Annotated in this window: 18 protein-coding genes and 1 pseudogene; 16 read left to right on the plus strand and 3 right to left on the minus strand. The window is 61.8% G+C overall.

Annotated features, from left to right (window positions below):
• Nucleotides 1-199 precede the first annotated feature (199 nt).
• The 6 genes from BLW11_RS14035 to metC are packed head-to-tail and all read left to right on the plus strand — an operon-like array spanning nt 200 to nt 6,663.
• Nucleotides 200-1,042, plus strand: a complete 843-nt coding sequence (locus tag BLW11_RS14035; protein WP_048358180.1) for a transporter substrate-binding domain-containing protein — start codon at nt 200-202, stop codon at nt 1,040-1,042.
• A gap of 4 nt (nt 1,043-1,046) precedes the next feature.
• Nucleotides 1,047-1,781 carry an amino acid ABC transporter permease gene (locus BLW11_RS14040; RefSeq protein ID WP_048358179.1) on the plus strand — a complete coding sequence of 245 codons (735 nt, stop codon included), beginning with the start codon at nt 1,047-1,049 and terminating at the stop codon, nt 1,779-1,781.
• On the plus strand, nt 1,771-2,457 hold the full coding sequence (locus tag BLW11_RS14045; RefSeq protein ID WP_048358178.1) for an amino acid ABC transporter permease: 687 nt from the start codon (nt 1,771-1,773) through the stop codon (nt 2,455-2,457). Before BLW11_RS14040 ends, BLW11_RS14045 begins: the two co-directional genes overlap by 11 nt.
• Nucleotides 2,444-3,280 carry an amino acid ABC transporter ATP-binding protein gene (locus BLW11_RS14050; RefSeq protein ID WP_048358177.1) on the plus strand — a complete coding sequence of 279 codons (837 nt, stop codon included), beginning with the start codon at nt 2,444-2,446 and terminating at the stop codon, nt 3,278-3,280. The genes BLW11_RS14045 and BLW11_RS14050 overlap by 14 nt, the downstream gene beginning before the upstream one ends.
• Nucleotides 3,281-3,296: 16 nt before the next feature.
• Nucleotides 3,297-3,890 (plus strand): cysteine dioxygenase family protein, encoded by a 594-nt coding sequence (locus BLW11_RS14055; protein ID WP_048358176.1) that lies wholly within the window; start codon nt 3,297-3,299, stop codon nt 3,888-3,890.
• A 43-nt stretch (nt 3,891-3,933) separates the two neighbouring features.
• Nucleotides 3,934-6,663 (plus strand): cystathionine beta-lyase, encoded by a 2,730-nt coding sequence (metC, locus tag BLW11_RS14060; RefSeq protein ID WP_048358175.1) that lies wholly within the window; start codon nt 3,934-3,936, stop codon nt 6,661-6,663.
• Between the two features lie 54 nt (nt 6,664-6,717).
• On the opposite strand, the gene BLW11_RS14065 is transcribed toward metC, so the two are convergent.
• Complete coding sequence (locus BLW11_RS14065) at nt 6,718-8,454, minus strand: IlvD/Edd family dehydratase (RefSeq protein ID WP_048358174.1); 1,737 nt, start codon at nt 8,452-8,454, stop codon at nt 6,718-6,720.
• Between the two features lie 191 nt (nt 8,455-8,645).
• Here BLW11_RS14065 and BLW11_RS14070 point away from each other — a divergent pair, with 191 nt between their 5' ends.
• The 6 genes from BLW11_RS14070 to BLW11_RS23995 all read left to right on the plus strand — a co-directional run bounded on the left by BLW11_RS14070 (nt 8,646) and on the right by BLW11_RS23995 (nt 14,405).
• Nucleotides 8,646-9,968: an MFS transporter gene (locus BLW11_RS14070; RefSeq protein WP_048358173.1), complete on the plus strand. Its 1,323-nt coding sequence runs from the start codon at nt 8,646-8,648 to the stop codon at nt 9,966-9,968.
• Nucleotides 9,969-9,979: 11 nt separating this feature from the next.
• On the plus strand, nt 9,980-10,972 hold the full coding sequence (gene araD1, locus BLW11_RS14075; protein WP_048358172.1) for an AraD1 family protein: 993 nt from the start codon (nt 9,980-9,982) through the stop codon (nt 10,970-10,972).
• A gap of 13 nt (nt 10,973-10,985) precedes the next feature.
• Nucleotides 10,986-12,560, plus strand: coding sequence for an aldehyde dehydrogenase (NADP(+)) (locus BLW11_RS14080; protein WP_048358171.1), 1,575 nt, complete (start codon nt 10,986-10,988; stop codon nt 12,558-12,560).
• A 68-nt stretch (nt 12,561-12,628) separates the two neighbouring features.
• Complete coding sequence (locus BLW11_RS14085; protein WP_048358170.1) at nt 12,629-12,928, plus strand: DUF5629 family protein; 300 nt, start codon at nt 12,629-12,631, stop codon at nt 12,926-12,928.
• Nucleotides 12,918-14,090: a lactonase family protein gene (locus tag BLW11_RS14090; protein ID WP_048358169.1), complete on the plus strand. Its 1,173-nt coding sequence runs from the start codon at nt 12,918-12,920 to the stop codon at nt 14,088-14,090. Before BLW11_RS14085 ends, BLW11_RS14090 begins: the two co-directional genes overlap by 11 nt.
• Nucleotides 14,091-14,231: 141 nt before the next feature.
• On the plus strand, nt 14,232-14,405 hold the full coding sequence (locus BLW11_RS23995; RefSeq protein WP_162837855.1) for a hypothetical protein: 174 nt from the start codon (nt 14,232-14,234) through the stop codon (nt 14,403-14,405).
• Between the two features lie 42 nt (nt 14,406-14,447).
• Here BLW11_RS23995 and BLW11_RS14095 read toward each other — a convergent pair whose 3' ends face one another.
• Both BLW11_RS14095 and BLW11_RS14100 read right to left on the minus strand, forming a co-directional pair.
• Nucleotides 14,448-15,197: an anti-sigma factor family protein gene (locus tag BLW11_RS14095; protein WP_048358168.1), complete on the minus strand. Its 750-nt coding sequence runs from the start codon at nt 15,195-15,197 to the stop codon at nt 14,448-14,450.
• Nucleotides 15,194-15,700, minus strand: a complete 507-nt coding sequence (locus tag BLW11_RS14100; protein ID WP_048358167.1) for an RNA polymerase sigma factor — start codon at nt 15,698-15,700, stop codon at nt 15,194-15,196. The genes BLW11_RS14095 and BLW11_RS14100 overlap by 4 nt, the downstream gene beginning before the upstream one ends.
• A gap of 172 nt (nt 15,701-15,872) precedes the next feature.
• Here BLW11_RS14100 and BLW11_RS14105 point away from each other — a divergent pair, with 172 nt between their 5' ends.
• The 4 genes and pseudogenes from BLW11_RS14105 to BLW11_RS14120 all read left to right on the plus strand — a co-directional run.
• Nucleotides 15,873-16,955 carry a catalase family peroxidase gene (locus BLW11_RS14105; protein ID WP_048358166.1) on the plus strand — a complete coding sequence of 361 codons (1,083 nt, stop codon included), beginning with the start codon at nt 15,873-15,875 and terminating at the stop codon, nt 16,953-16,955.
• On the plus strand, nt 16,952-17,491 hold the full coding sequence (locus tag BLW11_RS14110) for a cytochrome b (protein ID WP_048358165.1): 540 nt from the start codon (nt 16,952-16,954) through the stop codon (nt 17,489-17,491). Before BLW11_RS14105 ends, BLW11_RS14110 begins: the two co-directional genes overlap by 4 nt.
• Before the next feature lie 293 nt (nt 17,492-17,784).
• Nucleotides 17,785-19,497 carry a ShlB/FhaC/HecB family hemolysin secretion/activation protein gene (locus BLW11_RS14115; RefSeq protein ID WP_082136221.1) on the plus strand — a complete coding sequence of 571 codons (1,713 nt, stop codon included), beginning with the start codon at nt 17,785-17,787 and terminating at the stop codon, nt 19,495-19,497.
• 83 nt (nt 19,498-19,580) lie between these two features.
• Nucleotides 19,581-22,820: pseudogene (locus BLW11_RS14120) on the plus strand (hemagglutinin repeat-containing protein); the annotation flags it as partial.
• Nucleotides 22,821-22,991: the final 171 nt, after the last annotated feature.

The raw sequence follows: 22,991 nt of genomic DNA on the forward strand, positions 1-22,991 counted from the left end.
TTCTTATGTGTTTGTTGAGCCCGTTTTCGCCTGAATACATTTGCGCCCAGCAAATACAGGGATATGCATTTTTGACGTGTTTTTTGAATACACAGAGTTATAACGATATTAGATATTTGCATTTCCGTTGCTTCAGCGCTGTACCTAGGATGCTCGCTTATCAGATCGGGGAACGCCGGTCATCCATAAGGGGATATCCATGTTAATTGAGCGCTCACCCATTACCCGTTTTTTGCCTGCCGTGCTGGGCGCCCTGATTTCTCTGACGGTGGCCACCGCTGCCCGTGCCGATGCAACACTGGACAAGATCGAGCAACGGCATGTGCTGGTGGTCGGTGTGCTGCTCTCAGGCGGCCCCTTTGGCGGGATTGATCCTGCCACCCAGAAGCCTCGGGGCCTGAATGTCGACCTCGCACAAGAGCTGGGGCGCCAGCTGGGGGCCGAGGTGCAACTGGTGCCGGTGTTGCCCGCCAACCGCGTGCAGTTTTTGCAGCAGGGCAAAGTCGATCTGTTGATCGCCAACATGGAATGGACCCCTGAGCGCGGCGAGATCCTCGGTTCGGTACCCACCCCGTTTTACCGCGTTGGCGGTAGCGCCGCGGTACTCAAAGACAGCCCGATCACCCGCTGGGAAGACCTCAAGGACCAACCGGTCTGCACTTCCCAGGGCAGCAGTTACGTCAAACCGCTGACCGAGTTCGGGGCTCAGATCAAGGCTTTCAAAAGCTCCTCCGAATCGTTGCTGGCGCTGCGCGGGAACAACTGCGTTGCCGCCGTACACGACGCTACGCTGATCAATCCATTGCTTGGTGACTCTGCCGAATGGCAGGGGTATCGCGCGCTGACGCCTGAACTCAACCCCGCGCCTTCAGTGATCTGGACCCGTCGCGGTGAGGCCGACACCCAGGCCCGGCTCGACCCCATCGTCAAAGAGCTGCACCGCAGCGGCTGGCTGATCGAGGCGCAAACCCGTAACCACATCACCCCTGCATCGCCAGCCCTCGTGGAGTTGCAAAAGCAGTTCCAGGCCAACGGCGCCTGAGACCATGAGCCACTGGCCTGAATTTTTCGTCCACTGGACTGCCAGCCTGGGCCTCAACTACGGTTTTTTGCTGGATGCCTACCAGCGCGGCACCCTGGCCCATGGCGCGCTGACCACGCTGTGGCTGTGCCTGCTGACCATCATCGGCAGTTTGCTGACGGGTGTCGGCCTGGCGGCGCTGTTGACCTCGGGCAAACCCGCGCTGGCCGTGCCGGCGCGGGTGTTTATTGAAGTCACCCGCAACACTCCGACGCTGGTGCAGCTGTATTGCGCGTTTCTGGTGCTGAACATGTTGCTCAACCAGGCGGTCGGCACGGCCAACCCACTGACCCCTTTTGCCTGGGTGGTGATCGTGATTTCGCTGCACAAGGGCGCGTTCCACGCCGAGGCCTTGCGCGCCGGTATCGAGGCAGTGCCGAACGTGACCCTGGAGGCCGCCAGGTCACTGGCCTTCAGCCGCCGCCAGTTGTTGTGGAACGTTCAGCTGCCGCTGGCCCTGCGGTTTGCCTTGCCGTCGCTGATCAACAACCTGATCGACCTGGTCAAGATGACCGCCGTGGCTTCGGCCATTGCGGTGGGAGACATCACGTACTCGGCGATCATGATCTGGACCCAGAGCGATAACGTGCTGGAGCTGATGATCCTGTTGCTGGGGTTCTACGGGCTGCTGAGTTTTATCGTCAATTGCGTGGGGCGCTACCTTGAAGCGCGCCTGAGGATGCCCGGTTATGGCCATTGAAACGGCGTTCATGGCCCTGCTGCAATGGTCCCCGGCCCTTATCTCAGGATTTGGCCAGAACATTCTGATCAGCCTGTGTGCCATCGGCCTGGGAACATTGCTGGGCCTGCTGGTAGGGGCCATGGCGGTATCGCCGTGGCGGCTGCTGCGTTTGCCCGGGCGGCTGTGGGTCCAGGTATTTCGCAATGCGCCCTGGCTGGTACTGATCTACTTCACCACCTATGTATTCCCGTTCGAAATCCATGTTGGCAGCGCATACATCCCGTTCCCGGACTGGGCCAAGGTCACTATTGGCCTGGCCCTGCCGGCGAGTGCCAACGTGGCGGAAATCCTGCGCGGTGCCCTTGCATCGATCCCCGGCACGCAGTGGGAGGCTGCCCGCTCCCTGGCGTTGAGCCGATTGCAGATTGCCTGTTCGATCATCGTGCCGCAGTGCGTCAAGCGCATGCTGGCGCCGTGGATGAACCTCTACGCAGTCGTCACGATGGGCACGGCACTGGCCTCGCTGGTGGGCGTGCATGACGTGATCGACACCGCACAGATCGCCAGCAATACCGTCAACATGACCGGGTTTACCGTGCTGGTTTACCTGAGCTTGCTGGTGCTGTTTTTTGCCTACTGCTACCCGATTTCCCGACTGACCCAGCGCCTGGAGCGACGTTATGCCTTCTACTGAAACCGTCGCCGAGCCTCTGGTCAGCCTGCGCGATGTGCATCTGTCATTTGCCGGCAACCCGGTGCTCAAGGGCATCAACCTTGATGTCCATGCGGGGCAGGCGGTGTCGATCATCGGCCCGTCCGGCTCCGGCAAGTCGACGATCCTGCGTTGCATCACCGGCTTGTTGCAGCCCCAGCGCGGGCAGATCAGGGTGGGCAATACCCGGGTCGACACCCTGACCCGTGAAGCCCACCGCATCGAGCTGCGCAAACGCGTGGGTTTTGTGTTTCAGCAATACAACCTGTTCCCGCATTTGTCGGTGCTGGAAAACCTGATGATTGCACCGCGCAAGGTGCTGGGGCGTAACCGTATCGATGCCGAACAAGACGCCCGGGCTCTGCTGGCCAAGGTGCGCATGGAGCACAAGGCTGATGCGTATCCGGGGCAACTGTCCGGTGGTCAGCAGCAACGGGTGGCAATCGCCCGGGCGCTGACGATGCGCCCGGAGCTGATCCTGTTCGATGAGGTCACTTCGGCGCTGGACCCCGAAACCGTCGGCGAAGTGCTGACGGTGATCCGTGAACTGACGCAGGAGGGCATGACCTGCGTGTTGGTAACCCACGAAATGCGCTTTGCCGAAGAAATCAGCGACGTTGTGTACTTCACTGAAAATGGGGTGATTGTGGAACACGGCAGCGCCGAACGTATTTTTGAGTACCCCGCCAGCGAACGTACCCGGGAATTCTTGCGTCACGCCCAGGGTGCGCCGGGCCGACGTGCCCCCATGGCCAGCGATCCGTACCTGTTGACTCACCTGAGCCGCTACAGCCTGTCTGTGTAACACCGAGGAGCAAACCATGAGTACCGATAACCGTGCCGCCGTCATCGAGGATTTCCTGCAGGAAATCCGCGTTATCAACCAGAGCGGCGTAGACCGCGCGGCACTGAGCCGGATCGTCGCCTTGCTGGAAAACCTGGCCGGGCGCCGCGACCTGTTCAACTTCCAGCACTTCCCGGCGCCCGTGCCGGGGCAGGGCAGTACCGCATTCCGCTACCGCCTGAACGATGATGGCGATACCCCGACGCTGTACCTCAACTCGTTGTTGCCGGGCAAAAGCACCCTGCCTCACAACCACGAAACCTGGGCCATTATCAGCGCCGTCGAAGGGGAGGAAATCAACTACGTCTACACACGCCACGATGAGGGGCGCGAGCCGGGTTTCACCACCCTGCACCTGGAGCGCGAAGTGATTGTGCAACCCGGCACCTCGATCTCGTTTCTCGGTGATGACCTGCACGGGATCAAGGTGGAGGGCGAGCAGGCGACCCTGCATTTTCATCTGTACGGCCTGCCGCTGGAGTCACTGGACCGGCGTTACGGCGTTGATGAGCAAGGGCGGATACTCAATTACAACGCCTCGCAAATGGTGCCGTCGATCAAGGCTTACTGATGAGCTGCGCTGAACCATCACTCAATTTTTAAACGGGACACATATGAGCCAGACCCTTACTCCGGGGCAGCTGCAACAGTGGTTGTTCGACGGGCAGGAAATTGCCCTGTTTGACGTGCGCGAGCATGGCCAGTATGGCGAGGCGCACCTGTTTTACGGGGTCAACCTGCCTTATAGCCGCCTTGAACTGGAGGTACGGCGGCTGGCGCCCAACCCTCAGGTCCGGCTGGTGATCTACGATCAGGACGGCGGCGCGGTGGCCGCTGCTGCTGCCCGGCGTTTGCAGGCGCTGGGTTATGACCGGGTGCATATCCTCGACGGTGGCGCCGATGCCTGGCAGACCGCCGGGCTGCAATTGTTTGCCGGGGTCCATGTGCCGTCCAAGGCCTTTGGCGAGTTGGTGGAAGAGGCCAGCCACACGCCCCATGTCAGCGCGCAACAGCTGGCCCGATGGCAAGCGGCAGGGCAGCCGCTGGTGGTGCTCGACGGTCGCCCGTTCGACGAGTACCGCAAGATGACCATCCCCGGTTCAATCTGCTGCCCCAACGGTGAGCTGGGGTACCGGGTGCATGATCTGGTGCCCGATGACAGTACGCCGATCGTGGTCAATTGCGCCGGTCGGACCCGCAGCATTATCGGCGCCCAGACCCTGATCAATCTGGGGCTTAAAAACCCGATCTATGCCCTGGAAAACGGCACTCAAGGCTGGCACCTGGAAGACTTTGAACTTGAGCACGGCAGTCACCGGCGCTATGCCGACACGGTGTCCACCGGTCAATTGGCGCAGCAGCGCCTGGCGGCGGGCCAACTGGCGCAGCGCGCCAGGGTTGTGGGCGTTGATGCGGCGCAGGTTGCGCAGTGGGCCACTGAGGTCGGGCGCAGCCTGTTTGTGTGTGATGTGCGCACCGCCGAGGAGTGTGCGGCCGGCAGCGTGCCGGGTGCACAACATGCACCGGGCGGGCAACTGATCCAGTCCACCGACCTGTACATCGGCGTGCGTCAGGCGCGGGTGGTGCTGGTGGACAGCGATGGCATTCGGGCGCCGATTGTCGCCAGCTGGCTGAGGCAGCTGGGGCATGAGGCCTATGTGCTGGAAGGCGGGGTGAGCAGCCAGCCGGTGTTGCCGGCGCTGGCGGTGTACAACCCGCCGGCCTTGCCCCTGATCAGCCCGCAGGCCCTGGCCGATGCGTTAAAAAATGAGGCGGTGGCACTGGTTGATCTGCGCCCGAGCATGGCCTGGCGCAAGGAGCATATTGCGGGTTCGCGCTGGTCGATCCGCCCGTTGCTGGTCGCGCAGGAACGGCCCGTGGTGCTGATCGCCGATGATCCGCGCCTGGCAGCATTGGCGATTGAGCAATTGCCCGAGGCGCAGCGTCAGCAAGCCCGGCTGCTGGACGGCGGGCTCGACGCCTGGCGTGCCGCAGGTTTTGATCTGCAGGCCGATGCCCATTCGCTGCCTGATGCGCAGTGCATTGATTACCTGTTCTTCACCCACGATCGCCACGCCGGTAACAAGGACGCGGCGCGCCAGTACCTGGCCTGGGAAACCGGTTTGTTGGCGCAGATGAGCGCCGCCGAGATTGCCGGCCTCAAACCGCTGACTGCGCAGCACAGCCGTGTACGGACCCGGCTGGTGCATGCCGCGCGCACCGAAAAAGGCCCGGGCGGGCGTTCCGTCAACGTGCCGGTCACCCGTTTGAGCACGGTGTTGTTCGACACCATGGCGCAGATGCGCGATGCGCGTACCCGGCGCGACAGTGAACGTGTCCTGACCTACGGTGCCCGGGGCAACCCGACGGCCTTCGCCCTGGAAGATCTGGTGACCGAGCTTGAGGGCGGCTATCGCACCCGCTTGTATGGCACGGGCCTGGCGGCCATTGCCCAGACCTTTCTGGCCTACCTGCGGCCCGGCGATCATGTACTGATCACGGACGCGGTGTACGGCCCCGTGCGGCATCTGGCCCGTGAACTGCTTGAGCCGTTCGGGATCCAGGTCAGCTACTTCGCCCCTGACGGTCACGACTTGCAGGCCAGGCTGCAAACCAACAGCAAAATGGTCTACACCGAGGTGCCGGGTTCGTTGCTGTATGAGCTCAGTGATCTGCCGGCCATTGCCGCGCTGTGCAAGCCACGGGGCATCCTGCTGGCAGTGGACAACACCTGGGGCTCAGGCTATCTGTATCGGCCGCTGGCGTTGGGGGCGGATATCTCGATCATGGCGCTGACCAAGTACCTGGGCGGGCACAGCGACGTGATGATGGGCAGTGTGTGTACCCGGCAACCGGCCTGGCACGCGCTGGCGTCGATGAGCGACACCTGCGGCACCACCGTCAGCCCGGATGACGCGTGGCTGGTGTTGCGTGGCGCCCGGACCCTGGCACCGCGGATGGAGGTGCATGAGCGCCAGGCCCTGCAGATTGCCCACTGGTTGCAGGCGCAATCGCAAGTGAAGCGGGTGTTCCATCCGGCGTTGCCCGATCACCCCGGGCATGCCCTGTGGCGGCGGGATTTTACCGGGAGCAATGGCTTGCTGTCGTTTGAGCTGCAGGCTGTTGACCGGGGGTATGTCGAGCGTTTTATCGATGCGCTGCAACTCTTCGGGCTGGGGGCTTCGTGGGGGGGATATGAAAGCCTGGTGATCACCGGCGACCTGAAAGACCGCGACAGTGCGCAAGACCGGGCGTTGAACCCGGTGCTGCGTTTGCATGTGGGGCTTGAGGACGTTGTTGCTCTGATTGAAGACCTGCAGCGCGGGTTTGCTGCGGCAGGGTAGTGACCCCGTGGCTCCGTAGCAGCCGCTACGGAGCTTTGCGGACCACGGTTGAGATCAATGGGAATGGCGCGGCACTTCTGAGCCGCGGCAGCCCACCAGAAAGTCAAAGTCGCACCCCTGGTCCGCCTGCATCACGTGGTCGATGTACAGCTGGCGATAGCCGCCGATCAGCAGTTTTTGCGGCGGTGGAATATCGGCCAGGCGCGCGGCGAGTTCTGCGTCCGGTATGTCCAGGTGCAAACGCCCGCTGGCGCAGTCCAGTTCAATCCAGTCACCTTCCTGCACCGCGGCCAAAGGGCCGCCCGCAGCGGCTTCCGGTGCGACGTGCAGCACCACGGTGCCGTACGCCGTGCCGCTCATGCGTGCGTCCGAGATCCGCACCATATCGGTGACGCCCTGGGCCAGGAGCTTGGCCGGCAGGCCCATATTGCCTACCTCGGCCATGCCCGGATAACCCTTGGGACCACAGTTTTTCATCACCAGAATCGAGTCGGCGGTGACCTCCAGCTCCGGGTCGTTGATCCGTGCCTTGTACATGTCGAAGTTTTCAAACACCACTGCTTGCCCGCGATGTTTCATCAGCGCCGGGGTGGCCGCCGAGGGTTTGAGCACCGCACCCAGTGGCGCCAGGTTGCCGCGCAAGACGCAAATGCCGCCGTCCGCTACCAAGGGGTTTTCAATGGCGCGGATCACTTCGTCGTCGCCATAAATCGGCGAGTTTTTCACGTTGTCCCACAGGCTTTTGCCGTTGACGGTCAAGGCATGCGGGTGCGGGAGCAGGTCGTTTTCTCCCAGGCGGCGCAGTACCGCCGGCAGGCCGCCTGCGTAGTAGAACTCTTCCATCAGAAAACGCCCGGATGGCTGCAAGTCCACCAGGGTCGGGGTGCCGCGACCGATGCGGGTCCAGTCGTCCAGTTCCAGGTCTACGCCGATGCGCCCGGCGATGGCTTTAAGGTGGATCACGGCATTGGTCGAACCTCCGATGGCAGCGTTGACCCGAATCGCGTTTTCAAAGGCTTCCTTGGTCAGCACTTTGGACAGGCGCAAGTCTTCGCGCACCATCTCTACCGCACGCATGCCCGACATGTGGGCGAGTACATAGCGGCGCGAGTCCACCGCCGGGATCGCCGCGTTGTGCGGCAGCGAAGTGCCCAGGGCTTCAGCCATGCAGGCCATGGTCGAGGCCGTGCCCATGGTGTTGCAGGTGCCCGCCGAGCGCGACATGCCGGCTTCGGCAGAGAGGAATTCGTCGAGGCTGATATTCCCGGCTTTGTAGGACTCGTGCATCTGCCAGACGATGGTGCCGGCGCCGATGTCCTTGCCTTTGTGCTTGCCGTTGAGCATCGGCCCGCCGGTGACCACGATGGCGGGCATGTCACAGCTGGCGGCGCCCATCAACAGGGCCGGGGTGGTTTTGTCGCAGCCGGTCAGCAGTACCACGCCGTCAATCGGGTTGCCCCGGATTGCTTCCTCCACGTCCATGCTCGCCAGGTTGCGGGTCAGCATGGCCGTCGGGCGCAGGTTGGACTCGCCATTGGAGAACACCGGGAACTCCACTGGCCAGCCGCCAGCCTCGATCACCCCGCGCTTTACGTGCTCGGCGATGGTCCGGAAATGCGCGTTGCACGGGGTCAGTTCCGACCAGGTATTGCAGATGCCGATGATTGGCTTGCCCTGGAACTGATGATCGGGGATGCCCTGGTTCTTCATCCAGCTGCGGTACATGAAGCCGTTTTTATCCGCGCTGCCAAACCATTGGGCCGAACGCAGTGGAGGGGTTTTATCAGACATGGCGGATATCTCTTATTGTATGACTAATTGATGGCTATTGCCGCAACATACCCCATATGTTGGTTTCGGTGAAGAGTTGTTGGGTAAATAGTATTACTATATAGTCGTTTTCGACTGAGAGCTGATCCTGGCGTTTTACTGCCTGAGGCCACTCCAGAGGTGCCATAACAAAAACAATGGGAGACCGTCTCATGAGCCAGGAACTTGGGCTTATCCGTCGCATTACGTTCAAACTCATTCCGTTTCTGATCCTGCTGTACCTGATTGCCTATGTAGACCGTTCTGCCGTGGGCTTTGCCAAGCTGCACATGGGGGCGGACCTGGGCATTGGCGACGCGGCTTACGGCCTGGGCGCCGGGTTGTTCTTTATCGGTTACTTTTTGATGGAGATCCCCAGCAACCTGATGCTGGAGCGTTTCGGCGCCCGGCGCTGGTTTGCCCGGATCATGGTGACCTGGGGCGCCATCACCATCGGCATGGCGTTTGTGCAGGGACCGCACAGCTTCTATGTGATGCGCTTTTTGCTCGGTGTGGCCGAAGCGGGCTTCTTCCCGGGCGTTCTGTACTACATCACCCAGTGGTTCCCGGTGCGCCATCGCGGCAAGATCCTGGGGCTGTTTATCCTTTCCCAACCCATCGCCATGATGATCACCGGGCCGGTGTCCGGCGGTCTTCTGGGCATGGACGGGGTGCTCGGGCTGCACGGGTGGCAGTGGCTGTTTATCGTGATCGGTCTGCCGGCGATTCTGCTCACCTGGCCGGTGCTGCGTTACCTGCCCGACGGCCCCAAACAGGTCACGTGGATGAGCCAGGACGAGAAGGACTGGCTGGTGGGCGAGCTGGAAAAAGACCTGCAAGCCTACGGCCAGACCCGTCACGGCAACCCGCTGCATGCCTTGAAAGACAAGCGTGTGCTGTTGCTGGCGCTGTTCTACCTGCCGGTGACCCTGAGCATCTACGGGCTGGGGCTGTGGTTGCCGACGCTGATCAAGCAGTTTGGCGGCAGCGACCTGACCACCGGCTTCGTGTCTTCGGTGCCGTACATCTTCGGGATCATCGGCTTGCTGATTATCCCCCGCAGTTCCGACCGGATGAATGATCGCTACGGTCATCTGGCGGTGCTCTATGTGCTGGGTGCTATCGGGCTGTTCTTCAGTGCCTGGCTGACCCTGCCGGTGCTGCAACTGGCGGCGCTGTGCCTGGTGGCGTTTTCGCTGTTCTCCTGCACGGCGATTTTCTGGACCTTGCCGGGGCGCTTCTTTGCCGGTGCCAGTGCGGCGGCCGGGATTGCCCTGATCAACTCGGTGGGCAACCTGGGCGGCTACATCGGTCCGTTCGTGATCGGCTCACTCAAGGAATACACCGGCAACCTGTCGTCGGGGCTGTACTTCCTGTCGGGGGTGATGGTCTTCGGCCTCATCCTGACCTTTGTGGTGTACCGCGTACTTGAGCGCAAGCATGCGCTGCAACCCGAAGAATTCGCGGCCAGTGCGCGCCCGGCCACTCATCTTTAAGGAGACACCCTATGCGTTTGGTACAGTTTGAATTGAACAACGGTGAGCGCCGCGTCGGCCTGGTGGAGGGCGCTCTGGTGCACGAAGTGCAAGATGCAACCAGCATGCGGGAGCTGGCGCTGGCGGCTATCGAGGCCGGTAGCAGCCTGGCCCGGCAAGTTGACTTGCAGGGCCTGGGCAGAACACATGACTACCCGGCGCTACTGGCCGAGTTGCGCATTTTGCCGCCGCTGGACCACCCGGACCCGGCGCACATGCTGATCAGCGGCACCGGCCTGACCCATCTGGGCAGCGCCTCGGCGCGGGACAAAATGCACCAGCAGGACGGGGACGAAGCGACCCTGACCGACACCATGCGCATGTTCAAGTGGGGCGTGGAGCGTGGCAAACCGACGGCCGGGCAAGCGGGGGTGCAACCGGAATGGTTCTACAAGGGCGACGGCAGCATTGTCGTGCGCCCGGGGGCGCCGTTCCCGTTACCGCCGTTTGCCGAGGATGCCGGCGAAGAGCCGGAGATTGGCGGCCTGTATGTCATCGGCCATGACGGCAAACCCTGGCGTCTGGGTTTTGCGGTGGGCAACGAGTTTTCCGACCATGTGATGGAGCGTCAAAACTACCTGTACCTGGCCCACTCCAAATTGCGCAGTTGCTCGTTCGGCCCGGAACTGCGGGTAGGGGAGTTGCCGCAGCATCTGGTGGGCAGCAGCCGCATCCTGCGCGATGGCCAGGTACTGTGGGAGAACGAGTTCCTCAGCGGCGAGGCCAATATGTGCCACAGCCTGGAAAACCTCGAATACCACCACTTCAAATACAGCCAGTTTCTGCGCCCCGGTGACGTGCACGTGCACTTTTTTGGCACGGCTACCTTGTCGTTTGCCGATGGCATCCGTACGCAGCCGGGGGACCGTTTCGAAATCAGCCAGGCCGAGTTCGGTGCTCCGTTGATCAATGGCATTGCACCGGTTGACGCCGTGTTTGTACCCGGCGCCATTGGCACACTTTAAAGGGAAGGTATTCATGACTCAGGGTCACAACTACATCGGCGGTCAACGCAGCGCTGAAGGCAGCGTTATCGTCAAAAGCGTCGATGCAACCACCGGCGAAGTCCTCCCCCAGGATTTTTATCAGGCCACACCCGGCGAAGTGGACCGTGCCGCCCGTGCGGCCGCGGCCGCGTACCCGGCCTTTAGAGCCTTGAGCGCCGAGCGGCGCGCCGAGTTTCTCGATGCCATTGCCGATGAACTGGATGCCCTGGGCGATGAATGTGTGGCCGTTGTCTGCCGCGAAACCGCATTGCCTGCCGGGCGTATCCAGGGTGAGCGCGCTCGTACCAGCGGGCAGATGCGCCTGTTCGCCAACGTGCTGCGTCGAGGCGATTTTTATGGGGCGCGAATTGACCGGGCATTGCCGCAGCGCACGCCGCTGCCGCGCCCGGACTTGCGCCAGTACCGCATTGGCCTGGGGCCGGTGGCGGTGTTTGGCGCAAGCAATTTCCCGCTGGCGTTTTCCACCGCTGGTGGCGACACCGCCTCGGCGCTGGCGGCCGGTTGCCCGGTGGTGTTCAAGGCCCACAGCGGTCATATGGCCACGGCGCAGTGGGTGGCCGATGCCCTGATCCGCGCCGCAGAGCGCACGGGCATGCCGGCCGGTGTGTTCAACATGATTTATGGCTCGGGAGTAGGTGAAGCGCTGGTCAAGCACCCGGCGATTCAGGCGGTGGGCTTTACCGGATCGCTGCACGGCGGGCGGGCGCTGTGTGATATGGCGGCCGCGCGGCCGCAGCCAATTCCGGTGTTTGCCGAGATGTCGAGCATCAACCCGGTCATTATCCTACCCCGGGCGCTGGCCACCCGCAGTGCAACCATTGCCCGCGAGCTGGCCGCTTCGGTGGTGCAAGGCTGCGGGCAGTTCTGCACCAATCCGGGGCTGGTGCTCGGTATCCGGTCAGCGGCTTTCACCGCCTTTATTGAGCAACTGACGGGGCATATCAACGAGCAGCCGGCGCAGACCATGCTCAACGCCGGCACCCTGCGCAGCTATGGCAAGGGTTTGGGCGTATTGCTCAGCCATGACCGTATCGAGCACGTGGCAGGGCAGACGCAGCAGGGCAATCAGGCGTGGGCGCAACTGTTCAGGGCTGATGTCGGGCTGCTGCTGGAAGGGGACCAGGCATTGCAGGAGGAGGTATTTGGCCCGACCACGATCGTGATCGAGGTGGCGGATCAGGCCCAGCTCAGTGCCGCGATCAACGGGCTGCGGGGCCAGCTTACCGCCACCCTGATCGGCGAAGCGGCGGACTTTGAGCAGTTCGGCGAGCTCACCGGGCTGCTGGAGCAAAAAGTCGGCCGGATCTTGCTTAACGGCTATCCGACGGGCGTTGAAGTCTGCGATGCGATGGTGCATGGCGGCCCGTACCCTGCGACGTCCGATGCCCGTGGCACGTCGGTAGGTACGCTGGCGATTGACCGTTTTCTGCGCCCGGTGTGCTTGCAGAATTACCCCGACAGCCTGCTGCCCGATGCCTTGAAAAATGCCAATCCGCTGGGGATTCAACGCCTGGTGGACGGTCATCCGTCACGCGCGGCACTTTGAGTGTGTTTCGTTTAGGTTAGCTCGCTCATATGACCTATCATTACGCCTTTCCTACAGGTGATTGATGAATGAGCGATTCAAACCAGACCTTGCGTGCAGCCCTTGAAACCAGCGATATGCTGGTGATTGACGGGCTGCATGCCTGGGACTTTTCTCTGGATGATGTGCAGTTGCTCATCAAGTGCATGGACGGCCGGGCTGAAAAGCGCTGGAAGTTCACCTCTGAACAGATCGCCGCCGCGGTGTTCGACGATACCTTGCAAAGCTGGACCCTGGTCGGCGACTCGGGCGAGCACCGCCTGGTTTGTCTGAGCGCCGTGGCTGCAAACAATGACGACGATGAAACCGAGGTTGCCGATGAAGCTTAAAGGGTTGCCGGTGCTGATGGCCTTGAGCATGGGCGCGATGTCTGCGCACGCCGCGTCCAATGGCGATGTTGAACTGTTGGTCGGTTCTTACACCCAGGGCACGAGCCAGGGCATCTACCGCCTGCAATTTGACAGCGACAAGGGGCACATCACCCCAAAACCGCTGCAAGTGTTCAAGGCGGCCAACCCTTCGTGGCTGACCTTGTCCGGCGATCAGCGCCGGCTGTTTGTGGTCAATGAAAACGGCCAGGGCCAGGCCGATGTCGTCGGTCGCGCCAGCAGTGTGGCCATCGATCCGAAGACCAACGAGCTCAGCCTGGTCAATCAGGTCAGCACCCTGGGTGAAGAACCGACCCATTCCAGCTTGAGCCCTGATCAGCGCTACCTGTTCGTGGCCAACTACGGCGTGCACGCCGATCCGGGCGGCAGCCTGGCAGTGTTGCCGATCAATGGCGAAGGCCAGTTGCAACCCGTGACGCAGATGAGCAGCCACCCTGCGAGCCGGGTCAACCCCGAGCGCCAGATGTCCGCCCATGTGCATTCGGTGGTGTCTTCACCAGACGGCAAATTTGTGTACGCCAGTGATCTGGGCGCAGACAAGGTCTTTGTATACCGCTACGACCCGGCCGCTAACCCTGAGCACCCGCTGGTGGCCGCCGACCCGGCCTTTGTCCAGTTGCCGCCAGGCAGCGGGCCTCGTCACCTGCTGTTTTCCAAAGACGGCAAGCACGCCTGGCTGACCACTGAAATGAGCGCCCAGGTGTTTGTGTTCGACTACGACAACGGTCAGCTCAAGCAGCGTCAGGCACTGGAACTGGCCAAGGGCATGCCCGCGCAGAACCGTGCCGCCGGCGCCTTGCATGCCTCTGCCGATGGCAAGTTCCTGTATGTCAGCAACCGTGGCAAGGCCAATGAAATCCTGGTGTTTGCGATAGACCCGGCCACTGGCGAACTGACCGAGATCCAGCGTCGCTCGGTGGATGGCGATCATCCGCGCGAGTTTGCCCTGAGCCCTAACGGCAAGTTCCTGTTGATTGCCAACCAGATGAGCAATGCCATCGTGGTGCTGGAGCGCGACCCTGGCACCGGCAAGCTGGGCAAGACCGTACAAACCCTGGCAATGGATGCACCGTCTGACCTGAAGTTCATCAACCGCCCGTAATCACGGGCTTGCGGGCGTCTATCAACCGCGGTGATAGACGCTAGTAATGCTATGAATTTCTGCATCATGACCCTTGGCGTTAAGTTGGTTTCACGGCCTGAAAAGGCAAGCAAGCCAACTGAATCGTCGAGGGTTACTGCCATGAACTTCAATCTTTTCTCCGTGATTGCCGCGTCCGCCATTTCTGCCACGGTGGCACTGCCTGTCAGCGCCAGTACGGTGGTCAGCGACAAGAAATCCATCGCCTATACCCAAAAATACCTGCAACAAAGCGCTAACTTTTATGCGGCGCTGGACCACAAATCCCAGTCTTGAGAACTACCCTGTAGTTGCTGCGCAGGGTTGTAGTGGTTTTTTTCAAAACCCCACCGTGTCCAGCAATTTCGCCGCAGGCCCGTCTGCCGGGCCGACCATGGCGTAGTTGTAGCCGGGGCCCGACCAATAGTCGGCCTGCAGATTTCCGTCGCGACGGCTGCCCCGTGGCAACAGGTTGTTCTGCGGGCCGGGCGGGCGGATATAGAAGCTGATCTGCTGCCCTTTTCCATCCTCGTACAACACCATCGCCGCCGCGCCCTGGTCGGTTGAGAGCAGCCGGCTGCTCACCGGCATGAAGCCCGCGCCGCTCAGGTCCGGCAAGCGTTCGGCCCGGCTGAAGTAACGGTCAACCCAACCCTGCATTTCACTGCCTTGCCGCACTTTATAGTCGGCGGGCAACACCCCTTGTTCGGCAAACATGCGATGGGCGACCAGGGCGTCGGTCATCGGCAACGTGCTGGCCGCCAGGGTCATTTGCCGCGCTTGCCAGCCACCCAACCCGCCGATGCTCACGGCAATCAACAAGACCGCCGCACGGGCCCAGTGCCGTCGCGAATGCTGGCGCTGACGTTGGCGGATGGCCTGCGGGTCAAGTGCCGGATTGGCCGGTTGCAACAGGCTTTGGTGCAGCGCAGTGCGCAAGACCTGGGCGTCGTGTTGCCAGGCATGAACCCGCGCTGCCGCCTCGGGGTGGGCCTGTAAATAGAGCTCGACCTCGTGGCGCTCGGTTTCGCTGAGTGCGTGATCGACGTAAGCGTGCAGGTCGCGCTCACTGGGTGGGGTGGTGATCATTTAAGTCTCCGCAGGGCAGGGCGGGTGATTTCGCCCTCGCTGAGTTGGCGCAAGGCGTGGCGTGCTCTGGACAGGCGCGACATGACGGTGCCGATCGGCACTTCGAGTATTTCGGCGACTTCCTTGTAGCTCAAGCCTTCGACCGACACCCAGAGCAGCAGGGCTCGTTGCTCGGTGCTCAGTTGGTCGAAGGCGGCCAGGGTCGACTGGGCAAGCACGGTGCGTTCGGTCGACGGCTGGGTGTCGTCGCGCCCGGTGAAAAACTCGAGCATGCGCGCATAGCGCCGGGAGCGGCGGTGGTTGTCGACAAACTGGCGATAAAGAATGGTGAACAGCCAGGCCCGCAAATCGCCTTCCGGGCGCTTGCTGTCGACACTGCCCAAGGCCCGTTCCAGACAGGTTTGCACCAGATCGTCGGCATTGCTGGCATGACGGGTCAGCGACAATGCAAATCGTCGCAGGCGCGGTATCAGTTCGCGCAGTTGCTCATCGAATGAGGTCATGGAGTGGGCCAATTAACCGGATGGGAACCAGACAGACGTTCAGGATTACACCTTATTCCCGGCCGCTGAAAATAAATCCCCGGAAAATAAATCCCCACGGGAGGGAATAAGCCCCGGTGGCCTGCGTCTTATAGGCCATCCACCTGACGGCCCCGTGGCCCCGGAGTTATTTATGGACGATCAATTACCGCCTGTGCGGCCTGCCAGACCTCCCTTGAGCCGAGCCAGCGTGATGTTGCGGCTGGCGGGCATCGGCGCCGTGGTGGCGGTTTTTGCCGGGGCGTTTTACTACGTCAACGGCACGCTGGACGCCCGGCGCCTGCAGCCCAAAAGCTTTGTCAACGCACTGGAACAAAACAGTGGCGTACACCCGGGCTACCGGCGCAACCATGCCAAGGGCATGTGTGTGGTGGGTTATTTCCAGAGCAGCGGCGATGCGCAGGCGCTGTCCAGTGCCCAGGTGTTCCGTGCCGGGCGTACGCCGGTGGTGGGGCGCTTTGCCTTGCCCAGCGGCAACCCTTATGCGCCTGACAGCAGTGTGCCGATTCGCAGTTTTGCGGTGCGTTTCACCCAGGCCAACGGGCAGCAGTGGCGCACGGGGATGAACAGCATGCCGGTGTTCGCGGTGGGCACGCCGGAGGCGTTTTATCAGATGTTGCAAGCCGGTGCGCCAGACCCGGCCACGGGCAAGCCAAAACCTGCGTCCATGCCTGCTTTTTTTGCCGCCCACCCCGAAACTGCCCCATTTTTGCAGTGGGTTAAAACCGCCAGGCCTTCGGCCAGTTTCGCCACTGAAAGCTACAACGGAATCAATGCGTTTTATCTGGTGAATGCGGCGGGTCAACGCCAGGCGGTACGCTGGGGCGTGGTACCCGAGGGGCAGGACGCAGCAGGCGCTACGGCGCCCAACGATGCGGACTATCTGGAAAAAGACCTCGCGCAGCGCCTGGCGGCAGGGCCTTTGAAATGGCAGTTCAACCTGACCCTGGCGGAGGCGGGCGACCCCGTGAACGATGCCAGCAAAGCCTGGCCGCCCGGGTGCAAGGTCGTCAATGCCGGGACCCTGGTGCTGGAAAAAGCCGAACCGCAGCACACCGGCGAATGCCGTGACATCAACTACGACCCTCTCATTTTGCCGAGCGGCATTGAAGGCTCGGATGACCCCTTGCTGGCGGCGCGTTCAGCAGCCTACGCCAGCTCTTATGTGCGGCGTACCCGTGAAGTCGATCAACTACCCCAGGAGACTCGGCCATGAGCGCACCTGCCTCGCATTTCGCCCCTTTGGCGCGCCTGCTGCATTGGCTGATGGCGCTGATGATCATTGCCATGCTGTTTATCGGCGCAGGCATGGCGGCTTCGGTGTCACAGCGCCATGAATGGTTGCTCAACCTGCACAAACCGTTGGGTATCGCCATTTTGCTGTTGGTGGTAGTTCGTCTCTTTGTGCGCTTCTCGACACGCCAGCCGCCGTTGCCGGCAGATTTGCCCAGGGTGCAGGTACTGGCGGCCAAGCTGTCTCACCTGTTGCTGTATGCCTTGATGTTTGTGTTGCCGCTGGTGGGCTGGGCGATGATCTCGGCGGCGGGGGACCCGGTGATGCTGGGCAGCGCTTTGCAACTGCCTGCCATAGTGCCGGCCAACCCGAGCACCTTCGCCTTTTTGCGCAAGGCCCATGCGTACCTTGCGTATTTGCTGTTCTTTACCGTGTTGCTGCACTTGGCAGCGGCGCTGTTCCATGGCTGGGTGCGCCGTGACGGGGTGCTGGAGAGCATGGCCCGGGGCAGGAACTGACCGGGTTCTACGCTATACCTCCAGACCGCCTGGCATCTTCAGCATTTCCCCATCAGAGCCCTCTTCCTTCAGGAGAGGGCTAGGGCCCCCATCGAAGCGCCTGAATCGTGAGCAAGCCCTTACGGTTGAAGTACCTCTGTCGCTTCTCAGGGGTGACAGATTAATTACATATTGTAACTTTAGTTGTACGGTTTAAATAATACGTATTGTACGTTGTCACAGTGATGTATGCCCTGATTGCTGACTTTTCAGGGCCCTGAATCGCCTTAAAGGCGCTTTGAGGATGTCGTGTGATGGCGCTTCTCCTGATCAGGCCCCGGTGTTTTACCTCGACGCGAATCCTTTGTTCGCTGTGTCTGTGCCTATCGGTGCAGGCCGCGGCCGAAGGGGTGCAGCCCGGGCAGGAAGCCCTGCGCCTTCAGCAGCAGCAACAAAGGGCAGTGCAGCAGCTGCAACTGGAGCAACGTCGGCGACAACTTCAGCGCAGTGGTTCCAGCGTGCAATCCTCAGCCCCGCCAGTGCCTGCGATCACCACTCAAGATGTGCACTGCTGGCCGCTGCAGGGGGTACGGTTGGCCGGGGTGACGCTATTTCGTCCCTCGGCGCTGGATGCACGGATCAAGCCCCTGGTGGCGCCGTGCATGGGCATCAACCGGATCAATCACCTGCTGGCCGAAATCACCCGCCTGTACGTCGAGGCCGGTTACATCGCAGCCCGTCCATACCTGAACAGCACTCCGTCCGCCGGGCGACCGCTGGAGATCCGTGTCGACGAAGGCTATGTCGAGGCGATCGAGTTGGCCGACCAAAGCCTGCCGCTGTCGTTGCACACAGCATTCCCTTCTATGCTGGGCGCGCCGCTGAACCTGCGAGATCTGGAGCAGGGACTGGACCAGCTCAACCGGCTGCGCTCGATGGACGTTACGGCAGATATTGTGCCCGGCAGCGAGCAGGGTGCATCGCGGATCATTCTTCGCTCAAGCGTCGCCGAGTCGCACTGGGGGCTGGATCTGGGCCTGGACAACCTCGGCAGTGCGGCCACCGGCCGTGATCGAGACGTTATCGGGTTGAGTCTGGACAGCCCGTTGCAGCTCAACGATTCGCTCAATCTCGGCTTCAGCGAGACCCTCAACCACGGCCCGCGTTTCAGCCGCAGCAACAGCCTGTTTTATTCCGTGCCATACGGTTACTGGACCTTGAGCGCATTCGCCAGCCATATCGAGTACCGCTCGCCGATCAAACTCAACACCGCCACACTCTATGGCAGCGGCCGAACCGATCAGCTCAGCCTGCGCGTTGACCGCGTGGTGTGGCGCGATCAGGGCCATCAACTGAGTGCCCATCTGCAGTTGACCCACAAGGCTGTCGACACCTACCTGCAAAAAGCCCGGCTGGGAATCCAGAGCCCGACACTGACGGTGGCCGAAGCCGGTTTTAATCTGTTCTGGCAGGACGCTGCGGTGTGGAATATGGACGTGGCGTATACCCACGGCCTGACCTGGTTCGGCGCAGACCGTGACAGCGCACAGGTACAGAACAACCTGCCCAAAGCGCAATTCCATGCGTACCGCGCCAATCTCGTCCAATGGCGCACCGGTCAGTTTTCCGGGCAGCCCTGGCAGTGGCAGAGCCAATTGACGCTGCAATACAGCCCTGACCCGCTGCCCGCCATCGAACAACTGCTGGGCACTGACGATTCGGCCGTTCGCGGCTATCGCGAAAACAGCACCAGCGGTGCCATCGGTGCGGTCTGGCGCAACACCTTCTACTTGCCTCTGCGCAACGACCTCCCTCTCAGCATCACCCCCCGTATTGGCCTGGACAACGGCTGGGTCAAGTCTGAGCACGGCGCTGCGGGCAAACGTCTGAGCGGCGCGAGTGTGGGCTTCAACGTGCGCTGGAGGCATCTGCAACTGGACCTCGATTACCAGCGCAACCTCAATATTCCCAAGGGTTTTAGCCAGGAACCGCATGTCTGGCTGGCACGCCTGAGCGTGCAGATATAACGCCTGCAGGGGCCTGACAAGCCAGTGCAGCGTTACACCGGGCGACGTACGTCGCCTCAAAACGCACGCAAAGGAAGACTTTTATGTCGACGCTCAAACCGCATTTCTACCTGTCACCCCAAGGCAAGCTGCGCCTGGCCATTGCCACCCTGTTTCTGTTGCCGCCACTGGCACTGGCCACAGGCATTACGGGGGCCGATGGGCCCGGCGGCACGCCGCAACTGCAAAACCAGGGCGGGGTGCCAATCGTCAATATCGTTGCGCCCAATACGGCGGGTCTGTCCCACAATCAGTTCCTCGATTACAACGTCGACCGCCAGGGTGTGGTGCTGAACAACGCACTGCAGGCGGGTCAATCCCAACTGGCCGGGCAACTGGCAGCCAATCCGCAGTTTCATGGCCAGGCGGCCAGCGTGATCCTCAATGAGGTCATCGGTCGTAATGCGTCCGCGCTCAACGGTGCTCAGGAGATTTTCGGGCGCAAGGCCGATTATGTGCTGGCCAACCCCAATGGCATCTCGGTCAATGGCGCCCGTTTTATCAATGCGCCCAATGCCAGTTTGGCAGTGGGTCGGCCCGAGCTTGATAAAGGCCTGCTGAACGCCTTGAACACCGGTGATGCCCGCGGCCAATTGAGCGTGCAGCATCAGGGGCTGGACAACCCTGACGGGGCGATCACCCTGATCGCGCCGCAGATCGACAGCCAGGGCCGGATCAGTGCCCGCGACACCTTGAGTCTTGTCGTTGGGCGTAACCGGGTCGACGCCGTCGGTGGCGGGGTGAGTACGGTCTATCCGGCCGGCGCGGCCTCGGGCGAGCGTATCGACGCCAGCCTGTTCGGTGCCATGAAGGCCGGGCGCATCAATATTGTCAGCACCGCCGAGGGGGCAGGGGTACGCATTGGCGCGGTGCAAGTGGCCGGGACCGACGGAGTTAATATCCGTTCTGCGGGCGATCTGGACATCAGCGGTCAGACTCACGATAACAGCCCGCAGGCCACCCGCGCTGAGGTGCAGAGCCGTCGGGGTGATGTGGATCTGTACGGCGCCAGGGATGTGAAACTCGCTGGCGCGGATATCAGCGGCGCCAACGTCAAGCTCGACGGGGGTCGTAATCTAACCCTGAGCAGCCTGCAAAGTACGACCCTTCAGGAAAAGCGGGATCAATGGAATCACAAGGCATTGTTTGTGACCTATGAAACCTTTGACCGCACCACCACCGACAAGGATTCACGTCAGCACGGAACCCGTGTCACGGCACGGCAAAATGCCACGCTGTCGTCCGGCGCCGATACCCTGCTCAAGGCCAGCAACGTAGAAGCGGGCGACACCCTGCGTATCAACAGCGGCAATGATCTGAGCCTTGCAGCCGCGACCGAGATCCATGAAACCCTGGATCAGGGTAGTCACCGCAAACACTTGTGGAAGGAAAACTGGGACACCTCCACTCTCGATGAGCGCACCGTTGTCAGCAGTCTCAAGGCAGGCAAGACGATTGACCTGAGCAGCGGGCAAAAACTGCAGTTGCAAGGTGCCGAGTTCAATACCCCGGGCGATATCCGGCTCAGCGCCCGCCAAGTCGCAATTGCCAGTGTCAGCCGTAACCAGAACAACAGCGCCAAGCGTTACTCCGGCGATCTGCTGGGCGGCAGTTTCTTCGGCAATCAGGGCGAAGGTGATGGGGGTAAAACCCTGCACACCGCCAGCCAGGTCAACGCGGGTGGCAAGCTGATCATCAAGGCTGACGATGTGCACATCAGCGCCAGTCAGGTGCGAGGCGGCACCCAAGCCAGCGTGATCAGCGACACAGGTTCGCTGGTGATCGACGGCGTGCATGACACGTCCCGCGATAGCAGTCACAGCAAGAACAGCACGTTCTTCTCGCTGATCAATGACGAAAGCCGCAAGGACCACAGCGACCGCACAATCGTCGCCAGTAACCTGCATTCGGACAGTAACCTCACGCTGCAAAGCGCGCGGGACATTACCGTCAGCGGTTCCAAAGTGTCGGCCACAGGTGACACCAAGGTGCAGGCCAAGGGCGATATCAAGATCGTAGCGGCTGAAAATACCGCCCGCGACACCACCCGCACCGACAACCGTGGTTTCACTGCCAGCGCCAAGGAAACCGCTGCCGGCAGCCATGAGTACCGTGTGGATGTGGGCTTGAAGGACCAACAGCACACCAACGTCACCGACACTACGCTGCAGCAAGGCGCAAGCATCAGTGGCGGTGCCCTGGCCGTCACTGCGGGTGGCGACTTGAGCATCAAGGGCTCGGACCTTGCCGCGACCGGGGGGGATATGAGCCTCAAAGGTAAAAGCATCGAACTGCTGGCGGCACATGACAGCTCAGACAGCAAAACCCGGGACCTCGGCACCGGGGGCGGGATCGTCTGGACGGCGAGCCTAGACAAGGTGGGCAGCGGCCTGGAGTTTGTTCGCCAGGGCAGTGAGGACAACGCCAATCGGACCACTGCAAAAACCAGTAACGTGACAGCCACCGGCAATGTGCGGGTGCAGGCTGACAACGCCCTGGTCAATCAGGGCACCCGGATCGCTGCCGGCTCAGGGTTGCAGGTCAATGCAGGCCGGATGGATAACCGGGCGGCACACAACACCGAGTCCAGCTCCCACACCGAGAACGGCTGGCAGGCCGGGCTCGGGGTGAGTGCCGAGATCAAAGGCATCAGCACACCGGTGGAAAAAATCGTCAAAGCACTGGCCAAGGGCACATTGCCCCAGTCGGGTTTAATGGACGGCGTGGAGCTGGCCAGCCTGGGGCTCGACGGGCAGGTGGGGTATCACAACAAGAAGCAGGGGCAACAGGACAGTACTGCGGTGGTCAGCCAGCTCAGTGGCGCCACGGTACAGGTCAATGTCGGCGGCAACTTGCAGGATGAAGGCACGCTCTATCGCGCCACCGACGGTGCCTTGAGCATCCAGGCGGGCAGCCATGAGGTCAGCGCTGCGATCGACACTCACCACCGCGCCGAGCAGGATGTAGCGGCCAAGGTCGGCCTGCGTGTTTACACCAAAACCGGTGAAGACGTGAATCTGCGCGCCAACGGCTCGGGCGAGTTCCATCAGGCCCAGGAAACCGGCAGCACGGCGCAGGTGGGTCGCTATGCCGGATCTCAGGGTGTGAGCATCGACACCCAAGGCGATGCCCGGTATGAAGGTGGCGACTTTGACGGTGGTGCGGGCTCGGTCAGCATCAATGCAGGTGGCAAGCTGGCGCTGCAGCAAGCCACTGACACCAGCAGCCAGAGCGCCATGGGACTGAGCGCCAGCGGTTCGTTGGCGCTGGAAACCGGCGAGGGCAACAGCCTCACGCCCGGGGGCAGCCTAGCGTTTGACTACCAACCCAGCATCTCGCCAAACAGCGAGACCCATGTCGCTACGTTCCGCGGGCAAGGGCGGGTGCGGCTCTCTGGCGCGGCGGTTGGCGGGGATCTGCAGAAGGGTGAACACAAGGAACGCCAGTCGCTTCAG

The sequence above is a fragment of the Pseudomonas deceptionensis genome, assembly GCF_900106095.1.
Taxonomy (GTDB): Bacteria; Pseudomonadota; Gammaproteobacteria; order Pseudomonadales; family Pseudomonadaceae; genus Aquipseudomonas; species Aquipseudomonas deceptionensis.

Excerpts from the sequence above, each read along its gene's own strand:
- BLW11_RS14085 (WP_048358170.1), top strand. The coding sequence starts at position 12,629 with ATGAGCGATTCAAACCAGACCTTGCGTGCAGCCCTTGAAACCAGCGAT.
- araD1 (WP_048358172.1), top strand. The coding sequence starts at position 9,980 with ATGCGTTTGGTACAGTTTGAATTGAACAACGGTGAGCGCCGCGTCGGC.
- BLW11_RS14090 (WP_048358169.1), top strand. The coding sequence starts at position 12,918 with ATGAAGCTTAAAGGGTTGCCGGTGCTGATGGCCTTGAGCATGGGCGCG.
- BLW11_RS14080 (WP_048358171.1), top strand. The coding sequence starts at position 10,986 with ATGACTCAGGGTCACAACTACATCGGCGGTCAACGCAGCGCTGAAGGC.
- BLW11_RS23995 (WP_162837855.1), top strand. The coding sequence starts at position 14,232 with ATGAACTTCAATCTTTTCTCCGTGATTGCCGCGTCCGCCATTTCTGCC.
- BLW11_RS14050 (WP_048358177.1), top strand. The coding sequence starts at position 2,444 with ATGCCTTCTACTGAAACCGTCGCCGAGCCTCTGGTCAGCCTGCGCGAT.
- BLW11_RS14115 (WP_082136221.1), top strand. The coding sequence starts at position 17,785 with ATGGCGCTTCTCCTGATCAGGCCCCGGTGTTTTACCTCGACGCGAATC.
- BLW11_RS14070 (WP_048358173.1), top strand. The coding sequence starts at position 8,646 with ATGAGCCAGGAACTTGGGCTTATCCGTCGCATTACGTTCAAACTCATT.
- BLW11_RS14055 (WP_048358176.1), top strand. The coding sequence starts at position 3,297 with ATGAGTACCGATAACCGTGCCGCCGTCATCGAGGATTTCCTGCAGGAA.
- BLW11_RS14110 (WP_048358165.1), top strand. The coding sequence starts at position 16,952 with ATGAGCGCACCTGCCTCGCATTTCGCCCCTTTGGCGCGCCTGCTGCAT.
- BLW11_RS14040 (WP_048358179.1), top strand. The coding sequence starts at position 1,047 with ATGAGCCACTGGCCTGAATTTTTCGTCCACTGGACTGCCAGCCTGGGC.
- BLW11_RS14065 (WP_048358174.1), bottom strand. The coding sequence starts at position 8,454 with ATGTCTGATAAAACCCCTCCACTGCGTTCGGCCCAATGGTTTGGCAGC.
- BLW11_RS14105 (WP_048358166.1), top strand. The coding sequence starts at position 15,873 with ATGGACGATCAATTACCGCCTGTGCGGCCTGCCAGACCTCCCTTGAGC.
- BLW11_RS14095 (WP_048358168.1), bottom strand. The coding sequence starts at position 15,197 with ATGATCACCACCCCACCCAGTGAGCGCGACCTGCACGCTTACGTCGAT.
- BLW11_RS14035 (WP_048358180.1), top strand. The coding sequence starts at position 200 with ATGTTAATTGAGCGCTCACCCATTACCCGTTTTTTGCCTGCCGTGCTG.
- metC (WP_048358175.1), top strand. The coding sequence starts at position 3,934 with ATGAGCCAGACCCTTACTCCGGGGCAGCTGCAACAGTGGTTGTTCGAC.
- BLW11_RS14045 (WP_048358178.1), top strand. The coding sequence starts at position 1,771 with ATGGCCATTGAAACGGCGTTCATGGCCCTGCTGCAATGGTCCCCGGCC.
- BLW11_RS14100 (WP_048358167.1), bottom strand. The coding sequence starts at position 15,700 with ATGACCTCATTCGATGAGCAACTGCGCGAACTGATACCGCGCCTGCGA.